Below are 15,869 nucleotides of genomic sequence, written 5' to 3' on the forward strand. Positions count from 1 at the left end.
GGGCCCGCGGGGGAGAAGCGTGTCACATCATGGCGGCAGGATACGCTGGCGCTGCAGGTCGCGGAGCCACCAATCGAGCATGACAGCCGTATCGATGCAGTCGCCGAAGCCAGCCTGGCGGATCTTGATGGTGCTGAGCAGGGAGGCTGCCTGATCGTCACGGCTGAATGCGAAATCGGCAAACTGCCAGGAATCGCCGATCAGTTGCCGCAGGCTGTGGGGCTTCAGCCCGTGCCGCCGCACGATGGCCTGCCACACCGGCTCCTTGTCGACCATGATCGCCGGCAGAGACATGGGATGCGGGGCGCCCTGCTCCATGCCGAAGACGCGTGCGACGACCGGGAACAGCCCGCGCCATGTCATCGTGTCGCCGTTCGTGACATTGAATATCTGGTCCCGAGCGGCAGGCGACTGCCCGGCCCAGGCGATGGCCGATGCGAGCAGTCTGGCATCGGTGACCTCGGTCACGCGGTCACCGCGCCCCGGAAAGACCAGCGGAAGGCCCATGGCGCGGCTGATCGCGGCGTAGGCCCCCATTGCGGCCAGCATGTTCATGGCGCTGCCCAGGGCGAAGCCGACCACCGCCTGGGGGCGCAGCACGGTCCAGTGCCAGCTCCGGTCCCGCTGTCGCTCGCGGAGGTAGTCCTCCTGCAACCAATAGAAGTTCGGATGGATGTGGCGCGGCTCGCTTTCCTTACCTGGGATTGGCATCTGGCCGAGATGCACGCCATAGGCCTTCGTGCCCTGCAGCAGCGTGATGTGCCGGAGCGTGCCGCCCGCCGCATCCAGCGCCTCGACGCAATTCGCCAGCATCGCCCGGTTGGTCTCCATCTGCTCCGTGTCGAGCCATCCGGCACGAAGCTCCGGCTTCTCGAACAGGGCGCTGTAGACGAGATGGGTGGCGCCAAGGCCGGGCAGAGCGGCGCGGCAAGCGACAGCATCGGTCAGATCCACCGAGAGATGGCGTGCACCTGTCTCCTCCGGCGGCGCCCGACGGGACAAGCCCACCACTTCCCAGCCTTCGGCGACGTAGCGGTCGAGCGCCGCCCGCCCGACCAGTCCCAGTGCACCCGCGATGACGACCGTGCCCTTCACCTTCGGACCTCAGGCCTTGGCCAACCTGGCAACCAGATCGCGCCAGCGGTCGGCGTCGGCACGTAGATAGGCGGCATAGTCTTGCGGGGTGCCGCCCCGCACATACTGACCCTCGCTCAGCAGGCGCTGCCGGAGCTCCGGCGCCTCCATGGCCTTCAGTGCCGCCTCGTTCAGCCGCGCGATGGCGGCTGGAGGGGTGCGTGCCGGCGCGAGCAGGCCGAAATGCGTCTGGCACACCATGTTCGGCCCAAGCTCCGAGAAATTCGGGACGTCGGGGGTCACGGCCAGCCTCTCGTTTTCCCCGGTCCAGCCGATAATGGTGCCCCGGCCCGAGCGCATGGCGCCGAGTGCCGAGCTGCCCCCCACGACGATCACGTCGAGGGTGCCGGCCATCAGGTCGGTCAGCTGCTGTGCATCGCCCCGGTAGCCGATCTCCTGCATCTTGATGCCGAGACCCTCCATCACGACGACGGCGGCGATGTTGTTGAAGCTGGTCGGGCCGTTCGAGCCATAGTTGAGTTGGCCACCCCGCGACTTCGCGAGAGCAACGAAGCTCGGGATATCGGTGGCGAGCCCCTTTCTCACCACGACGGCGAAGGGCAGCGTGGTGACCAGCACGACCGGCGTGAAATCCTCGGCCTTGTAGGAGAGCTTCTCCGGCATCAGCGGGTTCAGCGTCATGGTCGTGCCCGACGCCATGAGGAGCGTGTGCCCGTCCGGCGCAGCACGAGCCGCGGCATCGGCACCGATGGACGTCTGGGCGCCCGGCTTATTGTCAACGATCACGGGCTGCCCGAGCAGCGGGCTCATCCGCTCTGCGATCGTGCGGGCTGCGACATCGGTCGCGCCACCTGGCGGGAAGGGCACCACCATGGTCACGGCACGCGTCGGGAACGGATCGGCGGCCCGGGCTATTGCGGGCATGCCGAGCGCGCCGGCGAAGGCCAGGCCCGAAGTGCTGCGCAGGAAGTGTCTTCTCTGCATCGGTGTTCCTCCCAGGTTGCGGCCGTTGGACCCGGCCGTTCGAGCGTTACTCCAGCAGGGCGTCACGCAGCGCGGCGAGCCGCGCCCCATCGAAGCCCAGCGCCCCGGCGAGGAAATCCTCCTCCGTGGCATAGCCGGTCATGGCGATTTCCAGGGCGCTCTCCAGCAGGCGCTGGTGCGCGCGGTTGAGCGTCTCCGCGACCTCGGGGGGCGTGCCTTCGGGCAGAGCGTGCTCGCGCCGCCAGAAGCGGTTCGTCGCGAGGTAATCTGTGACGATCTCATCCCGCTCGACGCCTAGGGCCAGGAGCAGGAGCGCTGTGCCAAAGCCGGTCCGGTCCTTGCCCGCCGTGCAGTGGAAGGCGAGGGGGCGCCGTGCCGGGTCCGCGATCAGCTCCAGCAGGGCACGGAATCGCGGCAGCTTCTCCGAGGCATAAGCGGCATAGGCTTGGCCGAGCAGCGTGAGCACGTCCTCGCCGGTGGCGCGACCCGTTGCGAGGATTTCGCGCAGTGAGCCACCCACCAGGGGCTCGACCGGCAGCGCCAGGACCTCGGGTGCCGGATTCGGCAGGCGGGTGGGGGCGCGGCGGCTCTCCTCCACCCCGCGGAGGTCAACGATGCTGCGCAGGCCCAATGCGCCGAGGGTGACGAGGTCCTCCTCGGTCAGCGAGGCAAGGGAGGCGGCGCGGAAGACCTGACCGAAGCGCAGGCGCCGGCCACCATGGCCGCGATAGCCGCCGAGGTCGCGCATGTTGGTGCAGCCGGCCAGGGCGATGCGGCGCGGCAGCCCGTCCGTCAGCTCGTCAAGCATCGCGGCCTGCATCGTCACCGCCCCTCGAAGACCGGCTTGCGCTTGTCGAACCAGGCGTTGACCGCCTCCTCATGGTCGCGCGTGTTATGTGCCAAGGCTTGGTAGGCCGCCGAAAGCTCGAGCAGCGAGGAGAGCCGCATATGCTGGCCCTCGCGCAGCAGGCGCTTGGTCATGCGCAGCGCCTGGGGCGGGTTGCGCGCGATGCGGCCCGCCAGCGACTGAGCCGCATCCATCAGCTCTCCATCGGGCACGACGCGGGAGATGAGGCCGCAGGCCAGGGCCGCCTGCGCATCGAGCCGGTCCCCTGTGAAGGCCATCTGGGCCGCCATGGACTGCCCGACGGCGCGCGGCAGCAGCCAGGCGCCGCCATCTCCCGGCACGATGCCGACGCTGACGAAGCTCTCGGCATAGGAGGAGCTTTCGCCGCCGATCCGGATATCGCACATGCAGGCCAGGTCCAGCCCCGCCCCGATGGCCGGCCCGTTCACCGCGGCGATGGTCGGCACGTCCAGCTCGTAGAGGGCGAGGGGGATCTTCTGAATCCCGCGGCGGTAGCTGTCCCGGATGTCGGCGGGCTTCATGCCGAACCGTTCCCGCATCGCCTTCAGGTCGCCGCCCGCCGAAAAGGCGCTGCCGGCGCCGGTCAGAATCACCGCGCGCACGTCCTTCTCGGCTGCGATGCGGGCGCAGGCCTCGGTGAAGGCCTCCGTGCTGCCGCCCTCGATGGACAGGGCGTTGCGCCGCTCGGGCGCGTTCATGGTCAGGGTGACGACGGGGCCGTCACGCTCGAAGAGAAGGAAGTCGCTCATGGGGTCGCCTCCGGCGCTACAGGGCCCAGATGCGCACGCACAAAGGCCAGTGTTTCAGTCGCATCGCCCGCCAGGTAGTGCCGGCCGAGCCAGGCAGCCCAATGTGCCTCGCCACCGAAGCGCATCCGCCCGATCCTGAGGAGGCTCGTCAGGAGATGCAGATCCAATTCCTCGGTGATGCCCATGGCGCCATGCACCGCATGGGCGATGACAGCAGCACGAACCGAGGCTTCGCCAATACGCAGCTTCGCCGCCGCGATGCGGGCGGGGTTTAATCCGGCAATGCCCTCGCCATCGGGTACGGAGGCAAGCTGGGCCGCCATGCGGCTGGCGAAGACGTCCTCGGTCAGCACGCTGAGCTGTTGCTGGACCGCCTGGAAGGCAGCGATGGGCCGGCCGAATTGCTGGCGGTCCCGGGCGTGGCGCACCGTGTCCTCCAGTATGCGCTCCATGGCGCCCGCCATGATGGCGGCTTCCGACCAGGCACCGGCGGCCAGGACGTCGGCGGCGGGAAGGGGACGCCCGGCGTGGTTGGGCCAGCGCAGGACATTGGCGAGGGGAGAACTGGCGTCGGCATCAGGCGTGGCGTCGGCGATGGGCAGAAGCACCGCCGCGCTGCCGCGCGACAGCAGAACCCAGTCGGCATGGCATCCTGGGGGCAGCCGCGCCGCGCTATCGCCAGCCGGCTCTCCCAGGGCGATGGCGCCTTCGGGGGCCGCCTCGCCCGCGGCGGCCAGGGCGGCGCGGGCCAACATGGTGTCGCCGATGGGCAGCGGCACGGCGAAGCGGCCCGCCGCTAACAACAGGGGCAGTGCCTCGGCCGGCCCCAGCCCGGCGCCGCCCGTATCCTCGGGCATCAATGCGTCGAGGAAGCCCGATGCCTCGATCTCGCCCCAGAGCAGGGTCGGCGAACCGCCGGCGCGGATGGCGCGCACCGCCTCGGAGGTCGCGTGGCGGGTGAAGAGCTCCTCGGCGGAGCGGACCAGCAGCCCGTCCATCAGCGCAACCCCATGCCGCGGGCGATCATGCCGCGCAGGATTTCCCGCGTGCCGCCCCGTAGCGAAAACGATGGCGCCATGGCAGCCGTATAGGCCAGGGCGCGCATCAGCGGCCCGGGTGCCAGATGGCCAGGCGAGGCCAGGATATTGGCGATTGCCGTCGGGATCAGCTGCTCGAACTCCGTGCCGAGGTCCTTGACCAGCGCTGCCTCGACGACCGGGCTCTCGCCCTCGACCAGCCGGCTGGTAACGGCGACCGACATGGCGCGCAGCACGGCCAGATGCGCGATCAACCGCCCAAGAAGCGCTTCGGCCGCGGTGTCCGCGCCCGCCTCGCGCAGCCATTGCGCCCAGCAATCCAGCAGCACGGCGGAGGAGAGAACGCGCTCCGGCCCACTGCGCTCGAATGCCAGCTCGGCATTCACCTGCATCCAGCCGGAGCCTTCCTCCCCTATCAGGGCGTCGGCGGGGAGCATGACATCCTCGAACACCACTTCTGAGAAGTGCGCGTCCCCGGCCAGATCCCGGATTGGGCTGATGCGGATGCCCGGCGCCTGCAGGCCGACGATGACCTGCGACAGGCCCTTGTGCCGGTCCTGGGGCGTGCCGGAGGTGCGGACCAGCGCGATCATGTATTGCGAGCGATGCGCGTTGGTCGTCCAGATCTTCGCACCGTTCAGCCGCCAGCCATCGCCCTCGCGCACCGCACGCGTCGTGACGCTGGCGAGATCGGAACCGGTATTGGGCTCGCTCATGCCGATGCAGAAGAAGGCCTCGGCGCGGCAGATGCGCGGCAGGTAGAAGCACCGCTGCGCCTCGGTGCCGAAGCGGTGGATCAGTGGGCCGCTCTGCCGGTCCGCGATCCAGTGGGCGGAGACCGGGGCGCCGGCGGCCAGAAGCTCCTCGGCCAGCACATAGCGGGCGAAGGGGCCGCGCCCGGCGCCGCCATATTCCTTGGGAAAGGTCAGGCCCAGCCAGCCCCGCTCGGCCAGCTTCCGGCTGAACTCCGCATCGAAGCCCATCCAGGATCGTGCGCGTCGCTCGGGCGGGATGGAAGGCACGGTCCCGCGCAGGAAGTCGCGGATCTCCGGGCGCAGGGCCTCGTCCTCTGGCGGTATGGCGGCGAGGGGGAGGGTACCGATCATGCGCTCAGTCCAGCTTCACGCCGTTCTCGGCGATCACGCGGCCCCAGCGCACGGTTTCGTCGCGCAGGATGCGCCCGTACTCATCGGGGGTGGAGCCGAGCGGCTCGGTACCCTGCTCGGCGAGCTTCGCCAGCACGGCCAGGTCGGCCAGCGCCTCCATGGCCGCGGCATTCAGCCGGTCGATGACGGCGCGCGGCGTCCGGGCCGGTACCATGATGCCCTGCCAGGCGCCCGCCTCGAAGCCGGGGATCAGCGTCTCGGCAATGGTTGGCACATCCGGCAGCGGGGCAAGGCGCTTGGAGCTGGTAACCGCAAGGGCGCGCAGCTTGCCTTCGCGGATCAGCGGCAGGGCGGAATTCACCGTGTCGGTCACGAACTGCACCTGGCCGGATATCGCGTCGATCAGCGCCGGCGCGCTGCCGCGATAGGGCACATGCACCGCCTCCAGCCTCTGCGAGCGCAGCAGCATGACGGCGGTGAGATGCGTGACATTGCCGGTCCCCGAGGAACCATAGGACAGCGCATTGGGCCGAGCCCGCAGATGCTCGACGAAGCCCCTGACGTCCCGGACGGGCACGGAGGGGTTCACCGCCAGTACCATTGGGATCGTCGCGGTCTGCACCACCGGCGCTAGGTCGCGCTGCGCGTCATAGGGGAGCTTGGCGTAGATCGCCGGGCTCAAGGCGATAGAGGAGGTGTTGTAGAGCACCGTGTAACCATCTGCCTCGGCCTTCGCGACGGCGTCATTGCCGATATTGCCGTTTGCGCCGGGGCGGTTCTCGATGATGAGCGGCTGACCCAGCGTGCGGGACATGCGTTCTGCCAGCACGCGGGCGACGATGTCGGTGGGGCCGCCGGGCGGGAAGGGAATGATGAGGCGGATGGGCCGAACGGGCCAGGGCGCCGCCTGGGCGAATGCAGCGGGTGCGGCCGCGAGGGAGGTGAGGGTCCCCAGCAGCATGCGACGATCCAGGATGCTCATGCTGCCGGCTCCTTTGTCTCGTCCCGTCCGTGCGGATCGGCCATCGCGACCACCCCGGCCGCGAGCAGCCGGTCGATCTCGTCTGCGGCAAGACCCAGTTCCGCCGCCAGCACCGCGCGCGTGTCCTGGCCGAGCCGCGGCGGCGCGAGGCGGTAGGAGGCGGGGCTGCGCGAAAGCCGCGCGGGGAAGGCGATCACCTGCACATTGGTGCCATCGTCCCGCCGCATCACGCGCAGCATCTCCCGCGCGACAATCTGTGGATCCTCGAGCACCTGGTCCACCGAGTTGATCGGCCCGCCCGGCACGCCCGCCTTCTCCATTGCCGCAAGCAAGTCGGCCGCACGCCACGGCGCGATGGAGCGCGCAAGCTCGACCTCCAGGCTGCGGCGGTCCCTGTTCCGGCCGGCATTGGTGCCGAAGCGCGGATCCGTCGCCAGGTCATCCCGGCCAAGCAGGCTACAGAGCGCGCGGAACTGGCTGTCGCTGCCGCAGGCAACCAGGATGTAGTCGTCGCTCGCCGCGAAGTCGCGATAGGGCACCACATTGGGATGCGCATTGCCGAGCCGGCGCGGCACGGCGCCCCCGACCAGGTAGTTCATCGCCTGGTTCACCAGCAGCGCCACCTGGCTGTCGAGAAGCGCACAGTCGATATGCTGCCCCTCGCCGCTGCGGCTGCGGTGGTTCAGCGCGGCCAGGATCGAAACCGTGGCATAGAGGCCGGTGAACAGGTCGCTGACCGGAAGGCCCACCTTCATCGGCCCTTCGCCCGGCTCGCCTTCCGGGCGGCCGGTGATGCTCATCAGCCCGCTCATGCCCTGGATTAGAAAGTCGTAGCCACCGCGTGCCGCATAGGGGCCGGTCTGCCCGAAGCCGGTAATTGAGCAGTAGATCAGCCGCGGATGGGCAGCGAGCAGGGAGGCCGCGTCCAGCCCGTATCTTGCGAGGCCGCCGGTGCGGAAGTTCTCCACAAGGATATCGGCATCCGCGGCCAGCCGGCGCACCAGCGCCGCGCCTTCTGGTCGGGAGAAGTCGATGGCGACCGAGCGCTTGTTGCGGTTGGCGCAGAAATAATAGGCGGCGTCCGGCCGGGCCGACCCGTCCTCGAGGAAGGGCGGGCCCCAGCCGCGGGTGTCGTCGCCATTTCCGGGCTGCTCGATCTTCAGCACTTCCGCACCGAGATCGCCGAGGATCTGCGTTGCCCACGGTGCAGCCAGCACGCGCGACAGGTCGAGCACCTTCAGCCCCGATAGGGAGCCCGCCTGCGCAGGGTCCGGAGGAAACGCCCCGGTCACGTCTGACGGGCGCAGAGCGGCGCCATCAGGGCAGATGCAGTCATTCCGCCGCCTCCTCCAACCTGCTCGGCCTGGCCTGCCCTGTTGTTCTGGCCGCCAATCCGCTCTGGACGTCGATCCATTCGGACCGTATTGCTTGGACGCAATTTCAACTCATGAAATTGCATTTCAACTACACTGTGGCATGGGACTCCGTGGATGAGAACCCGGAAATCGCGTCCACAATCGAAAGAGACAGCGCGCCATGCCCTCCTATGATCCGGTGACGGCACTCATGCGTGGGCTTGACGTGCTGCGTGCGGTCAACCGCCTGCCCTCGGCCGGGGTCAAGGATATCCATCGCCTTACCGGCATTAACCAGCCGACGGTGGTACGCATGCTCGAGACGCTCATCTATGCGGGCTTTGTCATCCGCCACCCGCAGCAGCCGGTCTATCTGCCCACCGGAAAGACGCTGGAGCTTAGCGCCGGCTATGTCCTCCACCGCGAGATCGGCATCCTGGCCACGCCAGTTCTGACGCGGCTACGCGCGGTTGTCGGATGGCCATCTGACGTCGGCGTGTTCGACGGCGATGCCATGGTTGTCGCCCATACCAGCCGCGGCGAGGGGCGCTTCCTTTTCGAACGCCGCACCGGCTTCCGCGCGCCGGTCTTCGCCACCTCGTTGGGCCGCGCCTATCTGGCCTTCTGCGGCGAAGCAGATCGCGAGCGCGCACTGGCCCTTGCGGCCCGCTCGCCGGAGCCGTGGAACGCCCCGGCCCATGACCCTGCCCGGGCAGCGAAGGATTTTGCCGCCATCCGCGCGGCCGGCTATGCCGCGATGGATGAAGCCTATGCATCCCGGGAGTATGGCGGGATGGCCAGCGCCATCGCCGTGCCCGTCCTGGCCAGCGGCGTCGCGGCGGCGTCACTGAACCTGATGTACCTGCGCGATGCGATTGATCAGGCGGCGGTCGTCGAACGGTTGCTGCCGGTGCTGCGCGAGGCGGCCTCCGAACTCGGCGCCGCCGTGGCGGGCCTCAGCCATGCGGCCTAACCTGCTGAGAGCAATCTCCCATCCCGTCCTGATCGTAGCGCCGCGGCCGGCATCGGGAGATCGGCTAAACTCAGCTTCGGCTGGGTCCGTGAGCCGGTCCACCTCGTCGGGCTGGCCCAGCCTGCCGCCCCGTCAGCGATAGCCGAGAGCCAAGGGCAGAGGAGCCCGACGGATCCGCGCCATGTCGAAGGGTGTCGATCGAACATCTGTATCTGTAAGCGTGCGGTCGTCCAGTGCCGCCAACTCGGCCGCGGCCCGCTGGTTCCGCCGATACCTGTCAAGGATGACAATCAGCCTTGTCCATGGCCCCGGCCGCCGACAGGGTGATGGCGCCTGGATGGATTGAGGCGGCATCTGGCCATGGAAGGTCTCTGGTGAGCGGTGCGTGTGAATGTGCATCGCGGTTCCCCGTGTGGACCGCGCCTGGGGGCACCAGTAAGGGCGCAGGTTCAGGCTGCGGCGACATGTCCGAAGGGACGAAAAGGGAAGGGATGAAAAGGGTTGCCCCTGTAAGCGCATCCCAGGAGGGCGATGCAGCTGCCCCGCCGGTCCACGATGCTCCGGCCGCGCAACGCCCTCCTTCTTCTGAGTCGTCGCTGTCACCGCAGGGCAACGCTGGATCACGACAATGCCGTGATGGCTGGCCGAGTCGGTCCGGACGGGCGATGATGCCTACCTCGGGGGGGAGGGCAGATGAGCGACCACACCAGGGTCGAGGTCAGGAACCTCGCAGCTGCCTTCCAGGAGTGGTTTCGCCAGAGCGGGGTGGAATTCTGGGAGGAGTGCGACGCAGCCGAGGAGCTGGCCGCGATCGCTGTCGGCGAGGTGGAGCGGCTGAGGGCCGGAATCCGGGCGTTTCTGGAAGGCGATTACGACAGCCCTGGCTCTTATCGGCCCGATGACTGCCCGCATGGCACGCCTTATGACCAGGGCTGCGCCGCCTGCGACTGCGAACACTTCGAACGGCTGCTTGCGAACGAGGAGTGAGGCAGGCCCCCCACTTCGGGCGCTTGCCAACAGCTCGGCCTAGCTGCAGGACCGTGGGGCGCCGCTACTCCTGCCAGGCGACTCGCATGAACGGCGCCGGCAGCAGAAGCTTGTTCTCCTGCGAAAGCACCATCGGGCGCACCTTGGCGGCATAGGCCCGCCAGGCCGGATCCGCCATTAGCTGAGCGCGGCGCTCGGTGCGTTCCGCCAGGTCCTCATAGGCCCACATATGCACCACCTGGTTCAACGGTCCGAACTCCGTGGCGTAATAGCCCACCATCCGGCCGAGGATGGGCTTCTGGATGGCCATGCCCTCCGCCTCGTAGGCGGCGATATAGGCGCCCGCCTGTCCTGCCTGCAGCGTGTAGATGCGTTCCTCGACGATCATCGATCCTCCCCCGGAAAGGCTCTTGCGCCCCGCCTATTCTGGTAATACCAATCTGGTATGACCAATTCTCGCGGCCGTCAAAGTGACATCTCCGAGGGCGCAGCCCCCGTCCTGGACGAGCGGGCCAATCTGATCGGCCGCCTGCTATCCTTCATTGCGCAGCGCCGCCTCGAGCCCGGGGACCGCCTGCCGTCCGAGCGGGAACTGGCCGAACGCTTTGCCGTCGGCCGAGGTGCCGTGCGGGAGGCACTGGCGGTGCTCGAGACGCTCCGCATGGTCGGGCGGCGCCCGAATTCCGGCATTTATCTGCGCCCTGTCGAGAAGCAGGGCTCCATCGAAGCCATCGTGCTGCAGGCCGAGCTCGGCATTCCGCTCACCGAGGCGGAGGTGCGCGAGGTGGTGGAGCTACGCCGCATCCTCGAGATGCAGGCGATGCGTCTGGCGGCCGAGCGCCGTGACGAGGACGACATCGCCCAACTGGACGCCATTCTGGCCGATGGCGACCGGGCCATCGCCGCCGGGGAGAACCTGGCCGACAATGATGCAGCGTTCCATCTCGCCATGGTGGAAGCCACCGGCAACCACGTCTTCCTGCGCGTGGTGAACGCCTTCTACCTCATGTCCCGCAACCGTCGCCGTCATTACTTCGCCGACGGCACGCGGGCGCCGCATTCCCAGGCCCAGCACAGGGCCATGCGCGATGCGGTGGAGGCTGGTGATTCCGACCGTGCCGAAGCCGCAATGGGCGGGCATCTGCGCGGGGTTGAGAGTTATTGGATCGAATTGCTGGAGCGCCGCGCACGAAGAGAATGACGCGTCGCCCACGAGGGGGAAACAACAAGAATGAAGGTTACCGACGTCATCTGCCATGTGCTGCAATCCAAGGTGGAGCAACCCTTCACCTCGGCGCGCGGCTGGCTCTACACCACGCGCGCGTCCTGCATCGTCGAGGTCAAGACCGATGAGGGCATCACCGGCTGGGGCGAATGCTACGGCCCCGCCGCGGTCAACAAGACCATCATCGAGACCCAGTATCGTCAAAGGGTGATCGGCCGCGACCCCTTCGATGTCGAGGTGGTATGGGAGGACCTGTACAACCGCATCAAGGATTACGGCCTGACCGGCATGACGATCGCCGCGCTGTCGGGTATCGACATCGCGCTGTGGGATATCATGGGCCGCGCTGTTGGCAAGCCGGTCCACAAGCTGATTGGCGGAGCGCATCGCACCGAGGTCACGGCCTATGCCACCGGCCTGTACTTCATCGACATGAACAGGCTGGTCGAGGAAGCGGTGGAGGAAGCGCAGGACTACGCGTCCCAAGGATTCCGCGCCATCAAGATGAAGATCGGGCTGGGCGATCCGAAGCTGGACCTGCGGCGCGTTGCCGCGGTACGCGAGGCGATTGGGCCCGGAGTGAAGCTGGCGGTGGATGCCAACCACTGCTTCACCGTGCCGCAGGCCATTCGCCTGGGCCGTGCCATGGAAGAGCTGGACATCCTCTGGTTCGAGGAGCCCATCAGCCCTGAGGATCATGACGGCTATGTCGAGGTCACGCGCGCGCTCGACATGGCCGTGGCCGGCGGGGAGAACGACTTCACCCGCTGGGGCTTTCGCGACGTGATCGCGCGCAAGGCGATGGACATCGTGCAGCCCGATGTCTGTGCTGCCGGTGGGATCAGCGAATGCCGCAAGATCGCCGCCATGGCATCGGCACATGGGGTGGAATGCGTGCCGCATGCCTGGGGCTCTGCAATCGGGCTGGCGGCGACGGTGCAGTTCCTTGCCGCCCTTCCGGATACGCCTCCAGCCTTCCGGCCGATGCCGCCCATGCTGGAATTCGAGCAGACGCCGAACCCGCTGCGCGATCATCTCGCGAAGGACCCGATCGTCCAGCGCGGTGGCATCGTGCGCGTGCCGGATGGCCCCGGTCTCGGCATCGAGGTCGATCTCGACATCCTCGCGCAATACAAGGTGGCCTGAGCATGCTGGTCGCGCTGACTGACCCCATCGATCCGAGCGGCGAGGCCGTGCTTCGCGCCGCCGGACATCAGGTGGAACTGCCCGGGGCAGACGGTCTTGGGCCTCTGCTCGCTCGCGCGGATGCGGTGGTGGTACGGCGCAAGCTGCCTGACGACCTCTCCGCCCGCGCGCCTCGCCTGCTCGCAGCGGTGCGGCAGGGTGTGGGCGTGGACATGATCCCGGTAGAGGACTGCACGACCCACGGCGTGCTGGTGGCTAATGTGCCGGGCGCCAATGCGGATTCCGTCGCAGAATTCGCCGTGGCGCAGATGCTTGCCATCGCCCGCGGCGCCCAGGCCATGCATGCCGCCCTGCTGACGGATGGCTGGGACCGCGCGCGGACCCGCACCTCCACCGCCTTCGAGCTGCGCGGCCGCACCCTCGGAGTCGTCGGTGTCGGGGCCATCGGGACGAGATTGGGGGAGATTGCAGGGGCGGGCTTCCGCATGCGCGTGCTCGGCTACCGGCGCAATGCGAGCGCGCTCCCCCCCAGCATCGCCTATGCCGATCTCGAAAGCATCTTCGCCGAAAGCGACTTCATCGCCCTGGCTTGTCCGCTGACGCCGGAGACACGAGGCCTCGCCTCGGCCGCTCGGATCGCCCTGATGAAGCCGGGGGCCTGGCTCCTCAACCTCGCGCGTGGGCCGGTGGTCGATGGCACTGCCCTGGTGGATGCCTTGCGCGACGGGCGGATCGGAGGCGCGGCGCTGGATGTGTTCGACGAGCAGCCACTCGCAACGGGCCATCCTCTGCGCAGTCTCCCCAACGTGCTGCTCACTCCGCATGCCGCGGGGCTGAGCGGCGAGGCGGTGGAGCGCATGAGCGTGGGTGCCGCCGAGGAGGTGGTGCGGATCCTGGCCGGCGGGCGCCCCCGGTCCTTCATCAATCCAGAGGCCTGGAAGGCATCGCGCAGGCGTCGCGACCTGCTCGGCCATCCGGTCCAGGAGGTTAATGCCGCATGAGGATTTCCCGTGTCCGCGCCACCTGGTGCCGTGTTCCCATCCCTTATGAGCGTCAGCACACCAGCGACTTCGGCCGCGTCCCCACCTTCGACTCCGTCATCGTGCGGGTGGATACCGAATGCGGCCTGACCGGTTGGGGCGAGGCGAAGGCCGGTGTCGGCAGCGCCGCCGCCTGCGCCGGCCTCGCCGCCATCGTGAATGACGATTACGCGCCGCTGCTGGTGGGGCAGGATCCGCGCGACATCTCCCGCCTTTGGGACGTGATGTACAACACACCGCGCGAAGGATACGCCGTTGCCGGAGGCTATGCGCTGCCTCAGGTCGGGCGTCGCGGACTTTCCATTTCTGCCTTGGCGGGCGTGGATGTCGCCTTATGGGATATCCTGGGCAAGTCGCTCGGCGTGCCAGTCTGGCGGCTGCTGGGTGGCAAGCGGGTCGAGCGCATGCCGGCCTATGCCTCGGGCGGCTGGGCGGATGCCGCGAATATCGGTGCACAGCTTCAAGGCTATTGCGACAAGGCCGGCTTCCGCGCGGTGAAGATGCGGGTCGGTGTGATGGATGGCTCCCCCGCGCGCTCGGCGGCGCGGGTGCGGGCGGCGCGGGTGACGCTCGGGCCTGACATCCGGCTGATGGCGGATGCGCATGGCACCTGGACCGTCGCCGAGGCGCGGGCGTTCGCGCGGATGGTCGAGGACTGCGACCTGTTCTGGTTCGAGGAGCCGGTCAGCGCAGATGACAAGGCCGGCATGGCCGAGGTGCGCCGTTCCTCCGCCGTCCCGATCAGCGCCGGCGAGAGCGAGTTCACTCGCCACGACTTCCGCGAGATTTGCGAGTTGCGGGCAGCTGATGTGCTGCAGCCCGATCTCGCCATCGCGGGGGGGCTGACGGAGGGGCTGCGGATTTCCGCCCTCGCCTCAGCGTTCAACCTGCGGCTGGCCCCACATCTCTGGTCCGGCGCACCCGCCTTCGCGGCGGGGCTGCATCTGGCAGCGACGCAGAGCGCGGGCTTCATCCTGGAATACTCGCTCGGCCATAATCCGATGCTGCACGACCTGATCGAGGAATCCTTCCCGGTGGAGGACGGTCACGTGGCCATCCCGGACCGCCCTGGGCTCGGGATCACCGTACGGGAATCCTTCCTGGAACAGTACGGGCAGGGGAGGGCGGCATGAGGATCGCATCCATCGAGGCCTTCCCGACCTCCTTCCCGGTTCCCGAGGGAGGTGGTGTCTCCCTCGGCGTCGGCCGTGCGGTGAAGCGTGACGCAGTGGTGGTGAAAGTCACCACTGAGAGCGGAATCGTGGGCTGGGGCGAAAGCCATCACGGCCGCGCCCACACGGCCGTCGCTGCGCTGCTGCAAACCACGCTGCGCCGGCTTGTGGTCGGCATGGAGGCCACCGACACGGTGGGCGTGTGGAACCGCATCTATCGCGGCCAGCTCGCCAGCCACGGCATGGGCGCGGGCTGCGCCCTCGCAATGTCCGGGCTCGACATGGCGCTATGGGATATCCGCGGAAAGGCGGTGGGTCTGCCGCTGTATCGCCTGCTCGGCGGCGCCTCCCGGGCTGTGCCAGCCTATGCGGGCGGCGTCGCGCTTGGCTACCAACCGCCTGCGGAGCTGGTGGAGGAGGCGCGGCCGCATATCGAGGCCGGCTACCGCGCCGTGAAGCTCCGGATCGGCGACACGGTGGGAAATGACATCACGCGCATGGAAGCGGTGCGGCACGCCTTCGGCGAGGGCATCGACATCCTGGCCGATGCCAACACGGCCTACAGCCTCGCGGATGTCCGCCGCGTCATGCCGGCGATGGATGCGCTCTCGATGGGCTGGTTGGAGGAGCCCTTTCCCCCGCATGACCACCGCGCCTATCGCGAGGCCCGCAGCTATGGCCGCACGCCGCTGGCGGCGGGGGAAAACCACTTCACCCGCTTCGAATTCGCACCGCTCCTGGCGGATGACAGCATCGGTATCTGGCAGCCGGATCTTTCGAAATGCGGCGGCCTCACCGAGGCGCTGCGGATCGCCGCCATTGCCTCCGCGCACAAGATTCCGGTGCATCCGCACAGCTCGATGACGGGGCTGAACCAGGCCGCGACGATCCACTTTCTCTGCGCGATCGACAATGCCGGTTACTTCGAAGCCGACGTATCGCGCGGAAACCTTTTCCGGGATGCGCTTGTCAGCGAGCCATGGCGGATCGGCGCCGACGGATGCGTTCGCCCGAGCGAGGCGCCCGGTATCGGCATAGAGCTGGATGAAGAATGGCTGCGGGCCCATCCCGCAATCGAGGGCCCCGGCTACGTGTGAGACCTGTTCCCGATGACTGCCCCGGAACGAGGGCGGCGCGAAACACAAGGAGG

Annotated in this window: 16 protein-coding genes; 7 read left to right on the plus strand and 9 right to left on the minus strand. The window is 68.2% G+C overall.

Going from position 1 to position 15,869, the window contains the following annotated elements:
* Positions 1-27 precede the first annotated feature (27 nt).
* From GSE44_RS02725 to GSE44_RS02760, 8 genes are read right to left on the minus strand one after another with little or no spacing between them, the layout of a single operon-like run.
* The gene (locus GSE44_RS02725) at positions 28-1,095 is read right to left on the minus strand and encodes an SDR family oxidoreductase (protein WP_159347077.1); all 1,068 of its coding nucleotides are present in this window, start codon (positions 1,093-1,095) and stop codon (positions 28-30) included.
* A 9-nt stretch (positions 1,096-1,104) separates the two neighbouring features.
* The gene (locus GSE44_RS02730; RefSeq protein WP_159347079.1) at positions 1,105-2,079 is read right to left on the minus strand and encodes a Bug family tripartite tricarboxylate transporter substrate binding protein; all 975 of its coding nucleotides are present in this window, start codon (positions 2,077-2,079) and stop codon (positions 1,105-1,107) included.
* Between the two features lie 46 nt (positions 2,080-2,125).
* Positions 2,126-2,899, minus strand: coding sequence for a tyrosine-protein phosphatase (locus GSE44_RS02735; RefSeq protein WP_159347081.1), 774 nt, complete (start codon positions 2,897-2,899; stop codon positions 2,126-2,128).
* 2 nt (positions 2,900-2,901) lie between these two features.
* On the minus strand, positions 2,902-3,696 hold the full coding sequence (locus GSE44_RS02740) for a crotonase/enoyl-CoA hydratase family protein (RefSeq protein ID WP_159347083.1): 795 nt from the start codon (positions 3,694-3,696) through the stop codon (positions 2,902-2,904).
* The gene (locus GSE44_RS02745; RefSeq protein WP_159347085.1) at positions 3,693-4,694 is read right to left on the minus strand and encodes an acyl-CoA dehydrogenase family protein; all 1,002 of its coding nucleotides are present in this window, start codon (positions 4,692-4,694) and stop codon (positions 3,693-3,695) included. Before GSE44_RS02745 ends, GSE44_RS02740 begins: the two co-directional genes overlap by 4 nt.
* On the minus strand, positions 4,694-5,839 hold the full coding sequence (locus GSE44_RS02750) for an acyl-CoA dehydrogenase family protein (protein ID WP_159347087.1): 1,146 nt from the start codon (positions 5,837-5,839) through the stop codon (positions 4,694-4,696). The genes GSE44_RS02745 and GSE44_RS02750 overlap by 1 nt, the downstream gene beginning before the upstream one ends.
* A 4-nt stretch (positions 5,840-5,843) precedes the next feature.
* Entirely contained in the window at positions 5,844-6,821 is a 978-nt protein-coding gene (locus GSE44_RS02755) for a tripartite tricarboxylate transporter substrate binding protein (RefSeq protein ID WP_159347089.1), read from the minus strand.
* Complete coding sequence (locus GSE44_RS02760; protein ID WP_201305906.1) at positions 6,818-8,113, minus strand: CaiB/BaiF CoA transferase family protein; 1,296 nt, start codon at positions 8,111-8,113, stop codon at positions 6,818-6,820. Before GSE44_RS02760 ends, GSE44_RS02755 begins: the two co-directional genes overlap by 4 nt.
* Positions 8,114-8,357: 244 nt before the next feature.
* Here GSE44_RS02760 and GSE44_RS02765 point away from each other — a divergent pair, with 244 nt between their 5' ends.
* A complete protein-coding gene (locus GSE44_RS02765) occupies positions 8,358-9,149 on the plus strand; it encodes an IclR family transcriptional regulator domain-containing protein (protein WP_159347091.1) in 792 nt (263 codons plus the stop codon).
* Positions 9,150-9,842: 693 nt separating this feature from the next.
* A complete protein-coding gene (locus GSE44_RS02775; RefSeq protein WP_159347095.1) occupies positions 9,843-10,136 on the plus strand; it encodes a hypothetical protein in 294 nt (97 codons plus the stop codon).
* 64 nt (positions 10,137-10,200) lie between these two features.
* Here the strand turns inward: GSE44_RS02775 and GSE44_RS02780 are convergent, their stop codons facing one another.
* Positions 10,201-10,524: an NIPSNAP family protein gene (locus GSE44_RS02780; protein WP_159347097.1), complete on the minus strand. Its 324-nt coding sequence runs from the start codon at positions 10,522-10,524 to the stop codon at positions 10,201-10,203.
* 57 nt (positions 10,525-10,581) lie between these two features.
* Here GSE44_RS02780 and GSE44_RS02785 point away from each other — a divergent pair, with 57 nt between their 5' ends.
* Genes GSE44_RS02785 through GSE44_RS02805 form a run of 5 tightly spaced genes read left to right on the plus strand, consistent with a single transcriptional unit; the run spans position 10,582 to position 15,816 of the window.
* On the plus strand, positions 10,582-11,337 hold the full coding sequence (locus tag GSE44_RS02785) for a FadR/GntR family transcriptional regulator (protein WP_159347099.1): 756 nt from the start codon (positions 10,582-10,584) through the stop codon (positions 11,335-11,337).
* A 30-nt stretch (positions 11,338-11,367) separates the two neighbouring features.
* Positions 11,368-12,507 (plus strand): mandelate racemase/muconate lactonizing enzyme family protein, encoded by a 1,140-nt coding sequence (locus tag GSE44_RS02790; protein WP_159347101.1) that lies wholly within the window; start codon positions 11,368-11,370, stop codon positions 12,505-12,507.
* A gap of 2 nt (positions 12,508-12,509) precedes the next feature.
* Positions 12,510-13,508 (plus strand): hydroxyacid dehydrogenase, encoded by a 999-nt coding sequence (locus GSE44_RS02795; RefSeq protein ID WP_159347103.1) that lies wholly within the window; start codon positions 12,510-12,512, stop codon positions 13,506-13,508.
* Positions 13,505-14,680, plus strand: a complete 1,176-nt coding sequence (locus GSE44_RS02800) for a mandelate racemase/muconate lactonizing enzyme family protein (protein ID WP_159347105.1) — start codon at positions 13,505-13,507, stop codon at positions 14,678-14,680. The genes GSE44_RS02795 and GSE44_RS02800 overlap by 4 nt, the downstream gene beginning before the upstream one ends.
* Entirely contained in the window at positions 14,677-15,816 is a 1,140-nt protein-coding gene (locus GSE44_RS02805; protein ID WP_159347108.1) for a mandelate racemase/muconate lactonizing enzyme family protein, read from the plus strand. Before GSE44_RS02800 ends, GSE44_RS02805 begins: the two co-directional genes overlap by 4 nt.
* The last annotated feature ends 53 nt before the right edge of the window (positions 15,817-15,869 follow it).

It is taken from the genome of Muricoccus harenae, from assembly GCF_009848505.1.
Lineage (GTDB): Bacteria > Pseudomonadota > Alphaproteobacteria > Acetobacterales > Acetobacteraceae > Roseomonas > Roseomonas harenae.